The organism is Rugamonas sp. FW305-51 (genome assembly GCF_058786935.1).
This window is the reverse complement of sequence record NZ_JBYSZG010000040.1, coordinates 1-17,257: the sequence shown is the minus strand read 5'-3', so window position 1 is coordinate 17,257 and position 17,257 is coordinate 1. Positions and strand designations below refer to the sequence as shown.

The window sequence follows — 17,257 nt, the reverse complement described above, 5'->3', positions numbered from 1 at the left end:
GATCATCTTGGCATCAACCCACAATGAACGCATTGGCGCCGCCGTTCCGGATGGGCGGTGCGTCCGAATCGTACAGCAACGCCTGCATGAATGTGCTGGCGTCGGCCGGGTCAGGCCTGAATTAAATTTTCCATCGTAGTCTTTTTCGTCGAGTTTTTACATGCCCTATATTCCACCGCTCAATCAGATTGCTTTATCCGTTGTCGACTTGCCGCGTACCGAGCGATGGTTCCGCGCAGGGATAGGGCTGTTGCCTTCCGGCGGCGGACGTCACATGATGCGGGGCCCGCTGGCGGCGGCAATACAAGGCCTGCCCGGCGCCGCATCGACCTGCTGGTGGATGATGGCCCGCAATCCCTGGTTCCAGTTCGAGCTGTTCCAGTTCGAACGCCCGCTCGCCAAACTGATGCCGGTGGACTTCCGGCCATGTGACATCGGCTATACGCGGATCGGTATCTGGGTCCGCGATTTCGACGCGACCCTGGCGCGCCTGGCGGCACTCGAGTCGCCCGCACTCAGTGCCGCCGTCGGCGCACCCGGCGCGCGGCGCGCCTGCGTGCGCAGCCCGGACGGCGTGTATGTGGAATTGATGGAGGATGATCCCCTGAACTTGTCCGGCGATGCCGCAAGGGCGGATTGCCCCGCCGCGGTGCGGTCGGTCACGCTGTCGGTGCCTGAGCTGGACAAGACGGCAGACTTCCTGCGCGACGGCCTGGGACTGGCTGAATTTTCCGCGCCGTTGCATGCGCCCGAACATGAGGCGATCTGGGGGCTGCCTGGCGCGTGCACGCGCGGCAAGGTGTTCCTGGCCGGCGATGTGCTGGTGGAGGTGGTGCAGTACCTGGACCCTGTGGGCCAGCCGCGCCCGTCCGACTACCGCATTTGCGACCAGGGCATCCTGAACATCGCGTTTGGCGCGCATAACAAGCGCGACCACATGGAGGTCTACCGTCGTGCCGTCGCGGCCGGCGGCCGGCCGAATTGCCGGCCTGTCCATTTGCCGCCGCTGGGCGCCGGCGTCGTCTACGTCAACGACGCCCAGGACTTTTCGTTCGAAATACTGTGGACCACCCCGACGCTCGGCGACCGCATGTGGGGCTTCCTGCCTGCTAACTTGGCGAAGCGGCCACCTGCGGACACGCACTCGGTAAGCCATACGGTCCAAATCAACGCCACGCCGGAGCAGGTGTGGCGGGTGATCGCCGACCACGAGGGGATGGCGCACTGGAGCGGCTTCAGTCCGGTGCGCCTGACCCGCCCGGGGATGGGCGATGCCAACGGCCTGGGCGCCGAGCGTGACTTGCAGGGTCCGCCTGGCGTTGGCCTGGTACGGGAACAGGTGACGGGCTGGCGGCCGCTGGAGAACCTGCGCTACCGGGTGATTGGCGGCTCGCCCTTCGTTTGTCACCAGGGCGAGATGCAGCTGCGTCCACGGGGCGCGCAGACGGAACTGACCTGGACGATCCGGTTCCGCCCCAAGCTGCCGGGCACCGGATGGTTACTCCGGCGCATCATGGCCGCCAAGCTGGTATCGATGATGGAAGGCGCACTTGGCCCCTATATTTGCCGTTTGAAGTCAGCCACCCAGATGGCCTGAGTACCGCCTGGTCGTGTGGCGCCGCGCTTTAAGAATGGCAGAAAAAGGATTTGCGAGAGAGCGCAAATCCCTTTTTGCTTTTGGCCGATGGACTAATTACATTAGTCCATCGGCTAAAAATGGCTATAATTGTAAAATTATCCATTTAGCCACATCTCCGTGTCTAGCCAGCACGGCACCGCCACCTTGATCACCATCTCATGCCTCCCGGCGGATCGGTAACCTGTGCGAAGGCCGCTCAGCCGAGCGTTGACAAAGAGGGCCACGCTATCGAGCGGAACTGGCGGAGTGGCCCAGGCCGATTTAATCATGGAGTGCATATGGCGTATTCATCATTGCAGAAATTCGGCTGGTCCAACATTTTCTTCCAGCAGCTGTCGTTCGACGAAATCTGCGCCGAGGAGACGCTGGAGCAGATCTTCCGCATCACGGCGATCCACCGCAGCCGTGTGGTGGCCATGGGCGCCCGTGGCGAAAGCTCGATCATCTGTGGCCCGGAATTCCAGCCGCTGAGCCAGCATCTGGCGGTCGGTGACTGGGTCATGGCCGAAGCGGCCAATGAGCACCACCGCCTGCTGCGCATCTTCGAACCGCAGAACCGGGTGCGGCGCATCTCGAACGGCTTGCCGCAGGTGATCGCGGCCAATCTGGACTATCTGTGGATCGTTACCAGCGCCAACGAGGAATTCAATGCGAAGCGGCTGGAGCGCTACCTGGCGCTGGCCTACGAGTTCGACATCACCCCGGTGGTGCTCCTGACCAAGACCGATATCTGCGACGATCCCGAATACTACCTGAGCCAGCTCGACGGCCTGGACGCGGACCATGTGCATCCGATCAGCGTCAACACGCCCGGTTCGCTGGATGCGCTGTCGGCCTATATGAGCGAAGGCAGTACCATCGCGCTGATGGGCTCTTCCGGCGTGGGCAAGTCGACCCTGATCAACGCCATGTTCCACACCGTTCTGGCGACCCGGGAAATCCGCGCCGACGATGCCCACGGCAAGCACACCACCACCCACCGCGAGCTGTTCTTCTGCGACAACGGCGTGGCGATCATCGACACCCCCGGCATGCGCGAGCTGCAGCTCTACGATGCCGGGCAGGGCCTGGAGCGGGCGTTCCATTCCATCGTGGAATTGAGCGGGCAATGCCGCTACCACAATTGCACCCATGCCGACGAGCCGGGTTGTGCGATCCAGGCCGCGATTGCCGGCGAGCGCATCACGCAGGCCCACTTCGATAATTACCGCAAGCTATTGAAAGAGGAGGCGTCGCAGCAACGGCGCGCCGAAGGGGCCCACGCGGTCAAGCATTACTACCGCGACTATTTCAAGAAGATCCATAGCGCTAACAAGGATCAGTGGTAGCGCGGCGGACGGCGGGCGCTGGTGTTGCAGCCGTGGCGCCGAGCAGCGCCTCGACCGCTCCGGCCGGCAGCGGCCGGCTCAAATAATAGCCCTGCACATCGTCGCAGCCATGTTCGCGCAGGAAGTCCAGCTGCTCGGCGGTTTCAACCCCTTCCGCGATCACGTGCAGCTTCAGCGTATGGGCCAGCAGGATGATGGAGACGGCAATGGCGGCGTCGTCCGGGCTGGCGACGATGTCGCGCACGAAGGATTTGTCGATCTTGAGCACGTCGATCGGAAAGCGCTTCAGGTAGGCGAGGCTGGAATAGCCGGTGCCGAAGTCGTCGATCGACAGCTGCACGCCCAGCGCCTTCAGTTCATGCATGGTGGCGACGGCGCCGTCGACGTCGGCCATCAGCGAACTCTCGGTCAGTTCGATATCGAGGTCGCCGGCCGGCAGGCCGGTTTCGGCCAGCACCGCCTTGACGGTGTCGATCAACTGCCGGTCGTTGAACTGGCGCGCCGACAGGTTGACGGCCACCCGCAGCCGCGGCAGGCCGGCCCGCTGCCATGCCATGTTCTGCGCGCAGGCGCTGCGCATGACCCAGGCGCCGATGGCGACGATCAATCCCGTCTCTTCGGCCAGGCCGATGAAGCGGTCCGGCGGCACCATGCCCAGCTTGGGGTGGTTCCAGCGTATCAGCGCTTCCAGTCCCACCGTCCGGCCGCTGGCCAGTTCCACCTGGGGCTGGTAGTGCAGCACGAATTCGTCGCGTTCGAGGGCGTGACGCAGCTCGCCTTCCAGGTGCAGGCGCTCGAGCATGCGCTGGTTCATGGAGCTGGCGTAGAACTGGCAGTTGTTGCGCCCGGCCTCCTTGGCCCGGTACATGGCGATGTCGGCGTGCCGCATCAGGGCATCCTGATCGGCGCCGTCCTGCGGGTAGCTGGCCGCGCCCATGCTACAGGTGGGGAAGAACTCGTGGCCATCGATCAGCAGCGGCTGCGCGATCACGTCGAGCACCCGTTGCGTCGCCTGCACCATGTGCGCTTCGTCGGGCATGTCGGGGAACATCAGCACGAATTCATCGCCGCCCAGCCGGGCTACGGTGTCGGTCGGCCGCACGGCGCGCCGCAGGCGCCGCGCGATCTCCTTGAGCAGGACGTCGCCGGCGCGGTGGCCCAGGGTGTCGTTGACCAGCTTGAAGCGGTCCAGGTCGAGGTAGACCAGCCACAAGCCGCTGTCCGCGGCGCCGATCGCCGTCAGCAGGCGCTCATGCAGCAGCACGCGGTTGGGCAGCCCGGTCAGCGCGTCGTAATGGGCCAGCCGGTGCAGGGCCGACTCCGAGCGTTTCATCGCCGTGACATCGTACTGGATCAGGACGAAGTGGCGCACCTCGCCGTCGTCGTCCTTGACCGGTGCGATATGCACGTCGTTCCAGTACAAGTCGCCATCCTTGCGGTAGTTGCGCAACATGGCGCGCCCCTCGCGCTTGTCGCGAAACGCGGCCAGCACCTCCGCCAGCCCGTCCTGTTCGCGGTCCGCGCCGAGCAGGAAATCGGGGTGGCGGCCCACCACTTCGGCGCGCGCATAGCCGGTCACGCGCTCGAAGGCGGGGTTGACGTACTCGATCGCGTAACGCGGCGCCACCGCGCTCGAAATCAGGATCGGATTGGCGCTCGCTTCGAGCGCGCGTTCGCGCAGGCGCAAGGCCGATTCAGCCTCCTGTTGCGCCTGGCGGTGGCGGTACGATTGCATGGTGGCGCTGACCCGGCCGGCCAGGCCGGCCAGCAGGCGCACTTCATCGACGTCGAAGGCGTCGCGGTCCTGGGAATAGATGTTCATTACACCGAGTACGTCGTTCTGCCAATGCAGCGGCAAGGCCAGCTTGGCGTGCAGCCCGCGCCGCATGGCCGCGACCGACCATGGCGCCAGCAGCCGGTCGCTGTCGATCCGGTTGGCCACCACGGGTGCATTGCTGCGCAAGGCGGCGCCGACCGTGCCCAGGCCGGCGGCGCCGGCCGCCAGCGAGGAGCCCAGCTGGTCGAGATAATCCTGGTGGGCGCCGGTGGCGGCGGCCAGCGCCAGGCTGCCGTCCCCGTGCAGCACGCCGACCCAGGCCATGCGGTAGGTCTGCGCCAGCACGTCGCACACGCCGCGCAGCAGGGCGCGCTCGTCGTTGCTGCGCGCGATCAGCGTTTCGCAATCGTTGATGATGCGTAAGGCGTGGTGGCAGCGATGCAGCGATTGCTGCAAACGGTATTGCTCGGTAACGTCCATGCCGACCAGTTCGATGCGGCCGCCCGCGCCGTTGCCGGCCACGAAGTTCGCTTCGTAGCGCATCCAGCGCACTTCCTGGTCCGGCCGCAGGATGCGGTAGACAAAGGCGGCGCGCCCTTCGGCGACCACGCGGCGCGCCTGGGTCAGGACATGCCTGCGGTCGGCCCGGTGCACGCACTTGAGCCAGAGATTGGGGTCGGCATAGAAAGCATGGCGGGCAACGCCATACACCCGCTCCACCACCGGACTGACATAGACCACCGACCAGTCGCCCACGTCGAGCGTCCACAAGACTTCGTCGATCGAGGCGATCAGGTCGGCCAGTGGCGAATTGCGGCCCGCGGCGGGGGCGTCGCCGCCGGGCGCCGTTGTCGGGCGAGTGGTCGCCGCGCGCCGCAGCGCGTCGATCTGGCCATGGTGGGTCAGCTCCTTGAGGGTGTCGATGCGGGCCAGCTGCAGCAGGTGTTCCTGTTGCCTGAAACGCTCGAGGGTGTGCGCGACGGCGCTGCCGATGCCCTCGGCCATGTTGGGCAGTTGGGCTTCGCGCTGGCGCGACAGGGGGCTGAAGAACTCCAGCACCCCGAGACAGTGGCGCTGGCCGTCGGCGCCCAGCAGCGCGACGGGAAAGGCATAGCCGGAGCGCAGGCCGCACTCGATGGCGCTGGCGCGGCGCAGGAAGCCCATGTCGGCCGCGATATCCTCCACCCACGCGGCCCGCCCGCTGGCCCACACCTGTCCGACCAGGCCCTCGCCGGCGCCCATGCGCACCGTCTCGCTGTCGGTGGTGAAGGCGGCCAGCTGGGTGTGCGGCACGTGCCAGTGATGGCGGCACATCAGGGTGGGCGCGTGCCCGGCTTGCGCGTCGACGGCCCACAGCGCGCCCCATTCCCAGCCCAGGTGTTCGCACACGAGGGCGATCAGGTTGACCAGGGCAGTGTCCAGGGTCCGGGTGCCGATCAGGATGCGGGTCGATTCGACACCGAGGCGCTCGCGCAGGGCTGCGTGCTTGGCGGCGGTAATGTCGAGCAGTACGCCCGAGCGCAGGCCGGCGCCGTCGGCCGCTACCGGTGGCATGCGCAAGCGTAGCCAGCGCAAGCCCGTCAGGGCATGGACCAGCCGGAATTCGCAGTCGGCGCCCTGGCCGGCGCCTTGCGTCAGGTGCGCCATCAGCGTCAGCACGTCGTCCGGCACCACGTGGACCAGCGCGTCCTCGAGGGCGGCATAGATGCCGGATTCGACTTCGAGCAGTTGCGCGGCCGCAGGCGACAGCGCCACCCGTGCGCTGGCCGGATCGAACCACCAGCGGCCGTATCCGGCAAGCTGTTCCAGGTCGCCGGCCCGCGCGGCGGCCGACAGCACCGCGTGCAGGGCGGGCGCCGGAGGCGGCGTGTTGGTTGTGGGCGCCGGCGCGGTGCCGGTGTCGGGTAAGGAAGGCATAGGCATCTCTCAGGCAGCGTTGAGCGCCATTCTCACCATATCGTCGATCTCGGTGGTGATCGACGACAGTACGCCGGCCACGACCGCGAACTCCTTGCCGGCATGGCCGGCGCGCGCCGCCACCACGCGCGCATTGAAGGCCACCATCTTCGCCTGCTTGGCGAACGATTCGATATCGGTGATGATGCCGCGCAGCTGCTTGCGCATCAGCAGCGCGTGGCGCTTCGCCTGTTCCTCATAGACCGTGGTGATCTGGTTCAGCACATCAAGGATCGGTGTGACGTCGCGCGTCAGCTGCTGCAGCAGGGCCGGCGCGTCCGCTTTGCCTTGCTCGATCGCGTGCAGCGTGCGCTCGGCCAGGTCGATGAATTGCAGGATCTTGCGATCGCCGGCCAGCCGGCCGAAGTAGGCCTCGTGCAGCTCAGGACAAAATATCCCCGGCAGTTTCTGGTCGCCTTGCACCAACACCGTGTGGGCGTTGCGGAACAGCGTCAGCGCCTCGCGCGCGATGGGGGCGGCCTGCTGGTCGCCTTGCGCCGCCAGCATTGCGAACAATGCCAGGCGCTGCGAGGTGAAACGACGCCGTCCGGACAGATTAATCAGCGCGCCAAATACTTCGCCCGACAGCGGGGTAGACGCGTCGTCCGTTCGTGCCTTGGTGGTCACCATTTCTGAAGTCAGCATGCGCGCTCTCCCGGGACGAACATGGACGATTGCCGCGCCGCTTGCGCCGATGGCGGCTGCATGATGGTCGCAGGCGTGCAGTTGGAGTAGAGCTTGACGCGAGTTAGCTGGAGTGTCATGTCTATGTGCCTTCAGAAAACAAAAAAGCGTCCACCCCGCCTGGCGCTCGACCATGCTGAGTGGACGCCGTTGTCCTGCCGGTCCATCGTTAGACCGGCGCGTAAATGATGGAATCGCCATTGATTCCAATTTACATATCAAGCAAGACTCGTGCCTGATTATTGCGTCGCGGGAAATGTGGCACCGCACCATTTTTGCCCAATAGTGGCCTGCACGGTGATCCGTGGGCGGGCGCTGCACCATGAACGGGCGCGGCTGGCACCGCACCGCATCAGGCGTGCGCGCGACGGCAAGCCGGTTGGCAACGGCCAGTTGTCGTGTCGGCGGCATGGTGGCGATCAGCTTCGGGTATGGCGCGCTCATCCCGTCCAACCGGGGTGCGGCAGGTCTGGCCATTGGCGCACGATTGCACCGACGTTGGAACGGAGCTGCAAGGTATGGCTGTGAAATGCCAACATAGCCTAGGCGTTATGCAGGTCGAGGTCTCGCAAACGCTGCGTCATCGGGTGTGCACTGTGCTGCGCTACACTTACCTGTAGCGATCCGGGCAAGCAAGCTTGTGCAGCTCACCGCGTGTTGACCAAGTATCGAACAACCGCGTGCCTCAACCTGACTGCTTGCCCATGCGGAAATGTTAGAGACACTTCCCCTCGATGCGAGCTGATAAAGCTTCCTTTGTTTTCACATCATGAACGTCCATAAGGACCTTGCTGATATCGTAGACTTGGTTGCAGGCGGGAACATAAGCGATGTCGCTACCTTGCAGCCTTTTATCGAGTACTTTGACGCTCACCCCTGCCTCACCCATAAATTTAATCAGGTATTCCGGGAAGTCGTAGTTGACATCGTCAGTCTTGACAAACTTGCTTCCGGGACTAAACGCCTGTCCTCCACCCAGCCAGATTTCAAACGATGTGGTGCCCGGCATGGCCTTACGAATCATTGACCAGATCGAGAAACAGGCTTTGTGATAAAGACTACTCCTTACGAATGAGTCGTTACCCATGTCGCCAATGTCGACTATATTTGAGATGTGAGCCAGACAACCACGGTTATGCTCGGCATCGTGAATCACGACGTTCATGCAAGGACCGGCGCCCCACGTGTACAGTGTCGAGCCTTGCGCAAAAACCCATTGGTCTATATCTACATCCGAGACCGGAACAGGCAAGTTTTTTACCCCGGAAGAGTCGAGCGTGGCGAATTGCAAGGTGGTCATGGCGTACTCCCAATGGACGATAGCGTCGGTGCGATCAAACGCCTCTTTGGAAAGGTACACGTCTGTTAAGCTTATTGCAAGAGCTACTGAATGTGGTTGCAAGACGCCAGGCGAATAGTAAGCGTAAAACCAGCATCGTCTGGCATCGCGCCCGAACAAGGCGTCAATGCGAGAACGCCTGGGCCGCCTGGCGGGCCTGCCGCGACGCGACACCGGCCGGCTTTCTGCCGCAAGCGGAAGCGGCCGACCTGATCGACCTGCTGACCATGGAGGTGTCGCGCATTCCGTTCAGCGTATCGAAACTTGACCGCCGCCTGGTGCTTTACGTCTGGCAGCGGAGAACCGTTGGCGGAAGCACCATCTACTCGTCGATATGCGCGCGAGCGCCATGCCCCGCCACCTTGCGACTGGCCTGAAAGGCCGATGGCGACACGGACTCCCAGCGCTTGAACGCGCGGCGGAAATTGGACAGGTCCGTGTAGCCCAGCGCATAGGCGATCTCCTGGAACGAAAGCTTGTCCGCCTTCAGGTGTTCGATGGCCAGCTGGTGGCGCACCTCGTCCACCACCGCGCTGTATGAAGTGCCCTCTACAGTCAGGCGCCGGTGCAAGGTGCGGGGTGTCAGGTTGAACAGGCGTGCCGCCACGTTCAGCGATGGAAAGCCGCTCTGCTGCTCCAACAGCGCGCGCCGCAGCTTCATCTGCCAGGATTGCTGCTGCGCGATCTTCTCCAGTTCCTTCTGGCAGATCAGGATGGTTTCGCGCAGGGTAGTCGGATTGGCCATGGCCAGCGGGGCGTCCACAATGCTTTGCGGGAAAGCGAAGCCGGTCCAAGGTTCGGCATAGCGCACATCGCAGTGGAACACGTCCTGCACCAGGTCCTGGTAGTCAGGGGCCGTGAACGGGAACGACACGTATTTGACCGGTGAGGGCCCCGTCGTGACGTAGTCGAACAGGTTCTTGATCGTCAGGACTATCGTTTCCAGCACGGGGCGCTCCACTGCGCCCAGCGCGAATGATTCCTCCAGCATGAAACGGACTTCGTCGCCCACGACGGTCTGCCGCGCATAGACCAGGCGAGTGCGGATCTGCAGATAGTCCGTCATCACCGCGATGGCCTGGCGCAGCGTGCCGCTGTTCATGACGGCATAACCCAGGATGCCGTGGCTGCTGACCAGCATGCGTTCCCCCACCAGCAGCCCGAACGCCGGCTCCCCCGTCGCCGCCATCGCATCGAGCAGCATCTGCTGAAAGTCGGCGAACGACAGGGTGTAGGAGAGGTCGTTGACGTCAATTTCCGTCCACTTGTGGCGCGCGAACGAGGCGGGCATGGGCGCCCCCATCCGGCTCACCTGGTCCGCGATCTGGCGTACATATTGGACTGGCAGTGCGAATTCTGGTGAGTTCATGTGGGTGGATCCGGCGGCTGAGATGCACACATTGTCAAAAAATGACCCATGAATGTCAATGGCCAACCTCGCAACAAAACGACGCTCCCCTTACGATGAAGTCCTCTTGAACGGCTACATCGGTGCAAAAATATGTTCTCATTCCTGTCCAAAAAACACGCAACAACGGCCCGCATCAATGGCGTGCCGATTACCGTCAGCCCCAGGGAAACGCTGTTGCAGGCCGCGCTGCGGCAGGGAATCGACTTCCCTCACAGCTGCCGGGTGGGCGGCTGCGCCACCTGTAAATGCCGGCTGCTGGAAGGGCGCGTCAAGGAACTGACCAGGACCGGCTATGTACTGTCGGACCAGGACCTGGACCGGGGCTACATCCTGGCTTGCCAGGCCGTGCCGCAGACGGACATCGCCGTCGAGGTGGACATGGCCGGCCAGCAGGCCCGCAAGCAGGTCACGGGACGCATCGTGGCGCAGGAGCGGCTCACGCACGATATCGCCATGGTGCGCATCCAGCTCGATGCATCGCTGGACTACAAGGCAGGGCAGTTCGCCAATGTCAGCGTGGCGCGCCTGGGCCAGCTGTCGCGCAGCTATTCCTTTGCCTCGCCGGTCCAGCCGGACTCGCAGCTGCGCTTTTTCGTCAAGAAGGTGCCGGGCGGCGCGCTGTCCACGCTGCTCAACGAGCAAACCCTGGTGGGCGAGCAGGTGACTATCGACGGTCCCCTCGGCGACTTCTGGCTGCGGCCGGACTATGCGCCCATGATCCTGGTCGCCGGCGGCAGCGGCCTGGCGCCCGTGCTGGCCTTGCTCATGGATGCGGCGGACAAGGGCGTCGAGCGCGCCGTTACGCTGCTGTTCGGCGCGCAGCGGGAGGCCGACCTCTACGCGTTGGACGAAATCGCGGCGCTGGCGCAACGCTGGCGCGGCAAGTTCACCTTCATCCCCGTATTGTCCGCCGTCCCGGACGGTGCGCCGTGGCCGGGGAAACGGGGCATGGTCGCCGACCGGATCGCCGGCGTCCTTGAGCATGGATCGCACGCTTATCTGTGCGGGCCGCCGCCCATGGTGGATGCCTGCGCCGCCACGCTTGAACGGTGCGGCATCGCGCCCGAACACATCCACGCCGACCGGTTCACCACTTTGCGCGAGCCGCAACGCGCCTCGGCGTAAGCCCCCGCGCGATAAGAATTACACCCATTTCAATAAAAAAGAAGGAGACAAGATGAAGACACTGCATTACCTGAAGTACTTTCTGTTTCACGTCATCGGCCTGATCGCGCTGGCGGCGATCCTGGCCGGCGGCGGCTACATTACGGCTGGCCTCGCGCTGGTGCTGGCCATTTACATCGTCGGTGACGGCGTTTGCGGCGACGATACGAGCGTGCCCGCCTTTGGCCATCCCGGCATCCTGACGTTCCAATTGTGGCTGGCATTGCCGCTGCTGGCGGCCATCGTGTTCGCCGCCGTCTGGAGCGTGAGCCCAGGCGACGTGCTTGGCCTGGGCGCATGGCTGGCACGCTGGACGGGAATAGACCTGCTGGCGGCGCGCGATGCCACGGCACCCGGCCATCATGTTTCCGGCATCGTGCTGACGGGCCTCATGATCGGCATGATAGGCACCATCACCGGCCATGAACTGACGCACCGTACGTGGGACCCGGTCTCCATGCTGATCGGCCGCTGGCTGCTGGCCTTCAGTTTCGACACCGTGTTCGCCATCGAGCACGTGTACGGCCACCACCGCTACGTCTCCACGGTGGAAGACCCGGCAACGGCGCCGCGTGGCCGCAACGTGTATGCCCACGTTGTTATCTCCACCATCAAGGGCAATGTCAGCGCCTGGCATATCGAGAAAAAGCGCTTGAAGCGGGAAGGGCATGGCGCGCTGTCGCTGCACAACGCCGTCATCCGCGGCCACCTGATGAGTGCAACGCTGGTGGCATTGGCGTGGCTGGCGGGTGGCTGGCAAGCGGCCGGCTATTTCACGCTGTGCGCGCTGTGGGGCAAGGCGCTGCTGGAGATCGTCAACTACATGGAGCATTACGGCATCGTGCGCGACCCGGCAACGCCGGTGCAGCCGCGCCATTCGTGGAACACCAACAAGCGCATCAGCTCCTGGACCATGTTCAACCTGACCCGCCACTCCCATCACCACGCCCAGGGCGAAGTGCCATACCAGGATCTCAAGCCCTTCCCCGGCGCGCCGATGATGATCAGCGGCTACCTCACCACCATCGTCGTGGCCTTGATACCGCCGCTGTGGCACAAGCTGATGATACCCAAGGTGTTGGCCTGGGACCGCGACCACGCCGTGCCGGACGAACGCAAGCTGGCCGCGCAGGCCAACGCGCGCAGCGGCATTGCCGCCTTTGTCCAGGCCAATCGTGCCTCTTGAACCCGCCTTGCCAACAAAGGAAAAAGTATGGAATTTGATTACGTCATCGTCGGCGGTGGTTCCGGCGGCGCCGCGCTGGCTGGCCGCCTGAGCGAAGATCCGCAATGCACGATATGCCTGCTGGAGGCGGGCGGCGACGGTCGCGGCCTGCTGGTGCGCGCTCCGGCCGGGGTGATCGCGATGGTGCCCGGCCGGCCCCGGATCAACAACTACGCCTACGAGACCGTGCCGCAAGCGGAGTTGAATGGCCGGCGCGGCTATCAACCGCGCGGCAAGTGCCTGGGCGGATCCAGCGCCATCAACGCGATGCTGTATGTGCGCGGCCAGCGCCAGGATTACGACGACTGGCAGCGGCTGGGCTGCGCCGGATGGTCTTATGACGACGTGCTGCCGTATTTTAAGCGGGCCGAAGGCAATCAGCGCGGTGCGAACGCATGGCACGGCGCGGACGGCCCGCTCCAGGTGGCGAACCAGCAGTCGCCGCGCGGCATCACGGGCGACTTCATCCAGGCCGGCCTCGAATGCGGCTACCGCCTGAACGCCGATTTCAACGGCCCGGAGCAGGAGGGCGTTGGCTACTACCAGGTGACGCAGTTTTATGGCGGCGCCCGCAACGGCGAGCGCTGCTCGGCGGCCGCCGCTTACCTGCACCCGGCCATGCACCGTGCCAACCTGGCGGTGCTGACCCATACGCGCGCACTGAGGCTCGTGTTCGATGGCAAACGCGCCGTGGGCGTCGAGGTCCTGCGGGGCCGCGCCACTTCCGTCATTCGTGCGCGGCGCGAGGTGATCCTGGCCGGCGGCGCGTTCAACTCGCCGCAACTGCTGATGTTGTCCGGGGTCGGCGATCCGCAGGAGCTCGCGCGGCACGGCATTCCAGTGCGCCATGCGCTGCCGGGCGTGGGCAAGAACCTGCAGGATCATCTGGACTTCATCCTGTCGTACCGATGCGACGAGACCGATCTGGTCGGCATCGGTGCCGTCGGCGCGGTACGCGCTCTCAAGGCGATGGCGCAATGGCGGCACTCCGGCACGGGCATGATTGCGACGCCGTTTGCCGAAGGGGCGGGCTTCATTAAATCCCATCCGGAGCTGGAGCGCCCGGACCTGCAGCTGCACTTCGTCATCAGCATCGTCGAGGACCACGCCCGCAAGCTGCGATTTGGGTACGGCTATTCGTGCCACGTCTGCGTGCTGCGGCCCAAGTCGCGCGGGGAGGTGGGGTTGCTGGACGCCGATCCGCTATCGGCTCCGCGCATCGATCCCCGCTTTCTGTCCCACCCGGACGACCTTGCATTGCTGACACAGGGCATCAGACAGACGCACGCGATCATGAATGCGCCGTCGCTGGCGAAATATGCTCCGCGCGAAGTACATCCCCTACATACGGACGACGACGGCAAACTGATCGAGAGCATACGGGCCAGGGCGGACACCATTTACCATCCGGTGGGCACCTGCAAGATGGGGACGGACGCCATGGCCGTGGTCGACCCGCAATTGCGCGTGCATGGGCTGACTGGCCTGCGGGTGGTCGATGCCTCCGTCTTCCCGACGCTCATTAGCGGTAATACGAACGCACCGACCATCATGCTCGCCGAGCGGGCGGCGGAATGGCTGCGGGGCACGTGCCGGACCCCTGTCTAGCGTGACGCCGGACCGGCCGGCGTGGCGGCGATGGTGTCGTGGACCAGTTTGACGAACTCGGGATCGACGGCGCCCATCTTGCGGGTGCGGCCCAGCACGCGGCCATCCGCATCGAGCAGCACCAGCACCGTGGTGTGGTTGTATTCGCCGCTCTCGAGCCGGCGGTACTGGATGTCGAGCGTGGCGGCGATCTTGCGCACGCTGGCCGCATCCGTGCGGGCCAGGGTCCAGCGGGCCGGGTCCAGCTCGCGCTGGCGGGCCACTGTCTTCAGGGTCTTGATGTCGTCGCGCGCGGGGTCGAAGGTGATCAGCAGCATGGACAGGCGCTCGCGGCTGTCCTGGTCCAGCGCTTGCTGCGTCAGCCGCATGGTGTCGATCAGCATGGGGCAGACGAATTCGCAGGAGTTGTAGAACATGCTCACCAGGACAGGACGGCCCCGCAGTTCGCGCAGCTTGAATGCCTTGCCGTCCTGGTTGCTCAGCGCGGCGGGCAGCTGGTAGAGCGAGGTCGATGGCAGGGCCGTTGCCGGCGCGGCCGGCGTCTCCGTGGCCGCGGTGGGCAGGGCCAGCGCGCACAGGGACGACAGCAGCAGGGCGGACAGGCCGGTGAGGAAGGAGGGCTTCATTTCTTGTCCTTGTTCTTGGTCAGGCTGCGCGCGCAGCGGAAACCCAGGTCGTTGGTGCTGTCGGCGCCTTTGAGCGAGGACAGCAGGGCCACCCGCATCAGGATGGCGAAATTGTCGCGGTCCTGCAGGCTGATGGCGCCCGCGCCGCAATACTGCAGCTTTTCCGGATCGCCCTGGTCGCGGCTGTCGGCGCTCACCAGCAGCGCGTTGAAATCGTCCACCCACTCCCAGATCAGGCCATGCATGTCGCGCACGCCGTAAAAGTTCGGTGCGCCGCCGATGGCAGCATGGCTGCCGTTCGACGCCTGCGAGTACCAGGCCAGGATGCGAGCCCGCCAGGCCGGATCCTTGCGGGCGTCGCGGCGGTGCTCGTCGGCCGCCGCCACGTATTCCCATTCGTACCAGCTGGGCAGGCGGGCCTGCTCGCTCTCGCAATAGGCCTGGGCCGCGAACCAGCTGACGTTGGTGATGGGCTGTTGGTCCAGGCCGGCGGCGACGTCGGCCTGGTCGTACTGGCGCAGGTAGTTCGCATCGACGAAGATGGGCGGCGCCGCGCCCCGTTGCCACTCCGGGTGGCTGGCGACGAAGGCCTGGAACTCGCGGTTGGTCACCGGTTCCCTGCGCATGGCGAAGCGCCCCACCTTGACGGGCGGGTTGCCCGCGTTGCCGCCCGAGAGTACGGTGACCAGGCGGCCGGCCGGCACGGCCACATAGTCGGCCGCGGCGCACCAGCTGCCCGGCGCCAGCAGCAGGGCCGCCAGCGCCAGCGGCAGGGGCAGGGTCCAGGTCGATCGCAGGTTCACGGCGCCATCCGCATCAGTGCGCGGCCGGGGCCTTGGCTACCGGCTTGGCCCGGATGGCCTTGACGTCGCTGGCTTTGACCTGGCCGCCCTTGTTATCCCAGCTGTTGAGCACATAGGTGAGGATGTTGGCCACTTCGTCGTCGTTCAGCTGGTTCATCGGCGGCATGACGGAGTCGTAGGGCTTGCCATTGACCTGTACCTTGCCCGTCAGGCCGTGCAGCACGACGCCGATGGCGCGCTTGGGATCGGCGTTCAGGAAGTCGGACTTGGCCAGCGGCGGGAACACGCCGGCCAGGCCGGCGCCGTTGGCCTGGTGGCAGACCGAGCAGGTGCCGGCGAACAGCGATTTGCCGGCGTTGATCTGGTCCTGCACGGTCAGGTTGCCGCTGGCGGCGGCCGCCGTGGCCTTGGTGACGGACTTCATGTCCGGCGCGGCGCGGTCGCCCAGGTAGACGGAATCGACTTCCTTGCCGGAATAGATGGTCTTGTCTTCCGGCCCGTCCACCTTGAGGATGGCCAGCGCGCCTTTGTTGAAGGCGCGGAAGATGGAGTGGTCCACCATGATGTAGCTGCCCGGCACCTTGGTGTTGAATTCCGCGATGGCGGCGCCGCCGGCCGGAATCAGGGTGGTCTGGACGTTGGTCTGGCTGTTGGTGCCGCCTTCGAAACGCACCCGGTCGAAGATGGCGCCGATCACGTGGAAGCTCGATACGAGGTTGGGACCGCCGTTGCCGATGAACAGGCGCACCGATTCGTTGGTCTTGGCCTTGATGGCGTTGTCGCCCGTGAGCGCGCCTTCGGCGCCGTTGAACAGCACATAGGTGGGCTTCTCTTCGATGGCCTTTTCCATGTCGAACGCTTGCAAGCCTTTTTCGCGGTACTTGCCGGCCGTGTAGAAGTCACCCTGCATCACGTAGTATTCGTGGTCCACGGGCGGCAAGCCTTCAGGGGGTTCCACCAGGATCAGGCCGTACATGCCGTTGGCCACGTGCATGCCGACCGGCGCCGTGGCGCAGTGGTAGACGTAGATGCCTTCGTTGAGCGCCTTGAAGGTGAATTGCGATTCATGGCCGGGCGCCGTGAAGCTGGAGGCGGCGCCGCCGCCCGGACCCGTCACCCCGTGCAGGTCTATATTGTGCGGCATCTTGCTGTCGGGATGGTTCTTCAGGTGGAATTCCACCGTGTCGCCCTGGCGCACGCGGATGAAGCTGCCGGGAACGGTGCCGCCGAACGTCCAGAACGTGTAGCTGACCCCTTCCGAGATGGGCATCTGCTTTTCCACCACTTCCAGGCTGACGATCACCTTGGCCGGATAGTTGCGGTTGGTGGGCGGCGGCACCATGGGCGGGCTGGTCAGCACAGCGTTGATGGGCGCCCCTTGCGGCGGGCCGAAGTCGCCCGTGGCCTTGCTCTTGGCGTCGGCCGCGTGGGCCGGGGGCAGGCCTGCCAGCAGGGCGCAGGCCAGTCCGGCGGCACGTAGCAGGGTGGAAATGTTCAAGGTGGAAGTATGCATGGCGGTACCCTTTTCTTTTTTATATGGCCTGCCTGACGGCGCCGGCTTTGACGGGGAAACGTTCTTATGACAATACGACAACACGGGTCTTGATGCGTATCAAAGACTGCAACAGGTATACCGCAGAGCATGTGAAAAAAAGTTGACCCAGATCAAATCGGGTTCAGTTTGCGCGATACGGACG

12 protein-coding genes are annotated in these 17,257 nt (G+C 64.7%); 5 read left to right on the top strand and 7 right to left on the bottom strand.

The features are described from left to right. Positions 1–160 precede the first annotated feature (160 nt). Positions 161–1,597 (top strand): SRPBCC family protein, encoded by a 1,437-nt coding sequence (locus AC3WOS_RS22165; RefSeq protein WP_492718606.1) that lies wholly within the window; start codon positions 161–163, stop codon positions 1,595–1,597. A 320-nt stretch (positions 1,598–1,917) separates the two neighbouring features. Then, a complete protein-coding gene (rsgA, locus tag AC3WOS_RS22160; RefSeq protein ID WP_492718604.1) occupies positions 1,918–2,967 on the top strand; it encodes a ribosome small subunit-dependent GTPase A in 1,050 nt (349 codons plus the stop codon). Here rsgA and AC3WOS_RS22155 read toward each other — a convergent pair. From AC3WOS_RS22155 to AC3WOS_RS22140, 4 genes are all read right to left on the bottom strand, one after another. After that, on the bottom strand, positions 2,948–6,661 hold the full coding sequence (locus tag AC3WOS_RS22155; RefSeq protein ID WP_492718602.1) for an EAL domain-containing protein: 3,714 nt from the start codon (positions 6,659–6,661) through the stop codon (positions 2,948–2,950). The two genes, rsgA and AC3WOS_RS22155, sit on opposite strands and share 20 nt — an antisense overlap. Before the next feature lie 9 nt (positions 6,662–6,670). Further along, complete coding sequence (locus tag AC3WOS_RS22150; protein ID WP_492718601.1) at positions 6,671–7,345, bottom strand: methyl-accepting chemotaxis protein; 675 nt, start codon at positions 7,343–7,345, stop codon at positions 6,671–6,673. Positions 7,346–8,099: 754 nt separating this feature from the next. After that, the gene (locus AC3WOS_RS22145) at positions 8,100–8,684 is read right to left on the bottom strand and encodes a hypothetical protein (RefSeq protein WP_492718599.1); all 585 of its coding nucleotides are present in this window, start codon (positions 8,682–8,684) and stop codon (positions 8,100–8,102) included. Between the two features lie 361 nt (positions 8,685–9,045). After that, complete coding sequence (locus AC3WOS_RS22140) at positions 9,046–10,092, bottom strand: AraC family transcriptional regulator (RefSeq protein ID WP_492718598.1); 1,047 nt, start codon at positions 10,090–10,092, stop codon at positions 9,046–9,048. Between the two features lie 132 nt (positions 10,093–10,224). On the opposite strand from AC3WOS_RS22140, the gene AC3WOS_RS22135 reads away from it, so the two are divergent. From AC3WOS_RS22135 to AC3WOS_RS22125, 3 genes are read left to right on the top strand one after another with little or no spacing between them, the layout of a single operon-like run. Beyond that, positions 10,225–11,259, top strand: a complete 1,035-nt coding sequence (locus tag AC3WOS_RS22135) for a 2Fe-2S iron-sulfur cluster-binding protein (protein WP_492718596.1) — start codon at positions 10,225–10,227, stop codon at positions 11,257–11,259. 52 nt (positions 11,260–11,311) lie between these two features. Beyond that, positions 11,312–12,484, top strand: a complete 1,173-nt coding sequence (locus AC3WOS_RS22130; RefSeq protein ID WP_492718595.1) for an alkane 1-monooxygenase — start codon at positions 11,312–11,314, stop codon at positions 12,482–12,484. 27 nt (positions 12,485–12,511) lie between these two features. Continuing rightward, positions 12,512–14,131: a GMC family oxidoreductase gene (locus AC3WOS_RS22125; protein ID WP_492718594.1), complete on the top strand. Its 1,620-nt coding sequence runs from the start codon at positions 12,512–12,514 to the stop codon at positions 14,129–14,131. Here AC3WOS_RS22125 and AC3WOS_RS22120 read toward each other — a convergent pair. The 3 genes from AC3WOS_RS22120 to nirK are packed head-to-tail and all read right to left on the bottom strand — an operon-like array spanning position 14,128 to position 17,073. Next, positions 14,128–14,757, bottom strand: coding sequence for an SCO family protein (locus tag AC3WOS_RS22120; RefSeq protein WP_492718592.1), 630 nt, complete (start codon positions 14,755–14,757; stop codon positions 14,128–14,130). The genes AC3WOS_RS22125 and AC3WOS_RS22120 overlap by 4 nt on opposite strands. Continuing rightward, positions 14,754–15,560, bottom strand: a complete 807-nt coding sequence (locus tag AC3WOS_RS22115) for a formylglycine-generating enzyme family protein (RefSeq protein WP_492718590.1) — start codon at positions 15,558–15,560, stop codon at positions 14,754–14,756. The genes AC3WOS_RS22120 and AC3WOS_RS22115 overlap by 4 nt, the downstream gene beginning before the upstream one ends. Before the next feature lie 13 nt (positions 15,561–15,573). Next, positions 15,574–17,073: a copper-containing nitrite reductase gene (nirK, locus tag AC3WOS_RS22110; RefSeq protein ID WP_492718588.1), complete on the bottom strand. Its 1,500-nt coding sequence runs from the start codon at positions 17,071–17,073 to the stop codon at positions 15,574–15,576. Between the last annotated feature and the right edge of the window lie 184 nt (positions 17,074–17,257).

Bases quoted from the DNA above. Each gene is read 5' to 3' on its own strand.
- AC3WOS_RS22140 (WP_492718598.1), bottom strand. From the start codon at position 10,092: ATGAACTCACCAGAATTCGCACTGCCAGTCCAATATGTACGCCAGATC.
- AC3WOS_RS22125 (WP_492718594.1), top strand. From the start codon at position 12,512: ATGGAATTTGATTACGTCATCGTCGGCGGTGGTTCCGGCGGCGCCGCG.
- AC3WOS_RS22120 (WP_492718592.1), bottom strand. From the start codon at position 14,757: ATGAAGCCCTCCTTCCTCACCGGCCTGTCCGCCCTGCTGCTGTCGTCC.
- AC3WOS_RS22145 (WP_492718599.1), bottom strand. From the start codon at position 8,684: ATGACCACCTTGCAATTCGCCACGCTCGACTCTTCCGGGGTAAAAAAC.
- AC3WOS_RS22165 (WP_492718606.1), top strand. From the start codon at position 161: ATGCCCTATATTCCACCGCTCAATCAGATTGCTTTATCCGTTGTCGAC.
- rsgA (WP_492718604.1), top strand. From the start codon at position 1,918: ATGGCGTATTCATCATTGCAGAAATTCGGCTGGTCCAACATTTTCTTC.
- AC3WOS_RS22150 (WP_492718601.1), bottom strand. From the start codon at position 7,345: ATGCTGACTTCAGAAATGGTGACCACCAAGGCACGAACGGACGACGCG.
- AC3WOS_RS22135 (WP_492718596.1), top strand. From the start codon at position 10,225: ATGTTCTCATTCCTGTCCAAAAAACACGCAACAACGGCCCGCATCAAT.
- nirK (WP_492718588.1), bottom strand. From the start codon at position 17,073: ATGCATACTTCCACCTTGAACATTTCCACCCTGCTACGTGCCGCCGGA.
- AC3WOS_RS22130 (WP_492718595.1), top strand. From the start codon at position 11,312: ATGAAGACACTGCATTACCTGAAGTACTTTCTGTTTCACGTCATCGGC.
- AC3WOS_RS22155 (WP_492718602.1), bottom strand. From the start codon at position 6,661: ATGCCTTCCTTACCCGACACCGGCACCGCGCCGGCGCCCACAACCAAC.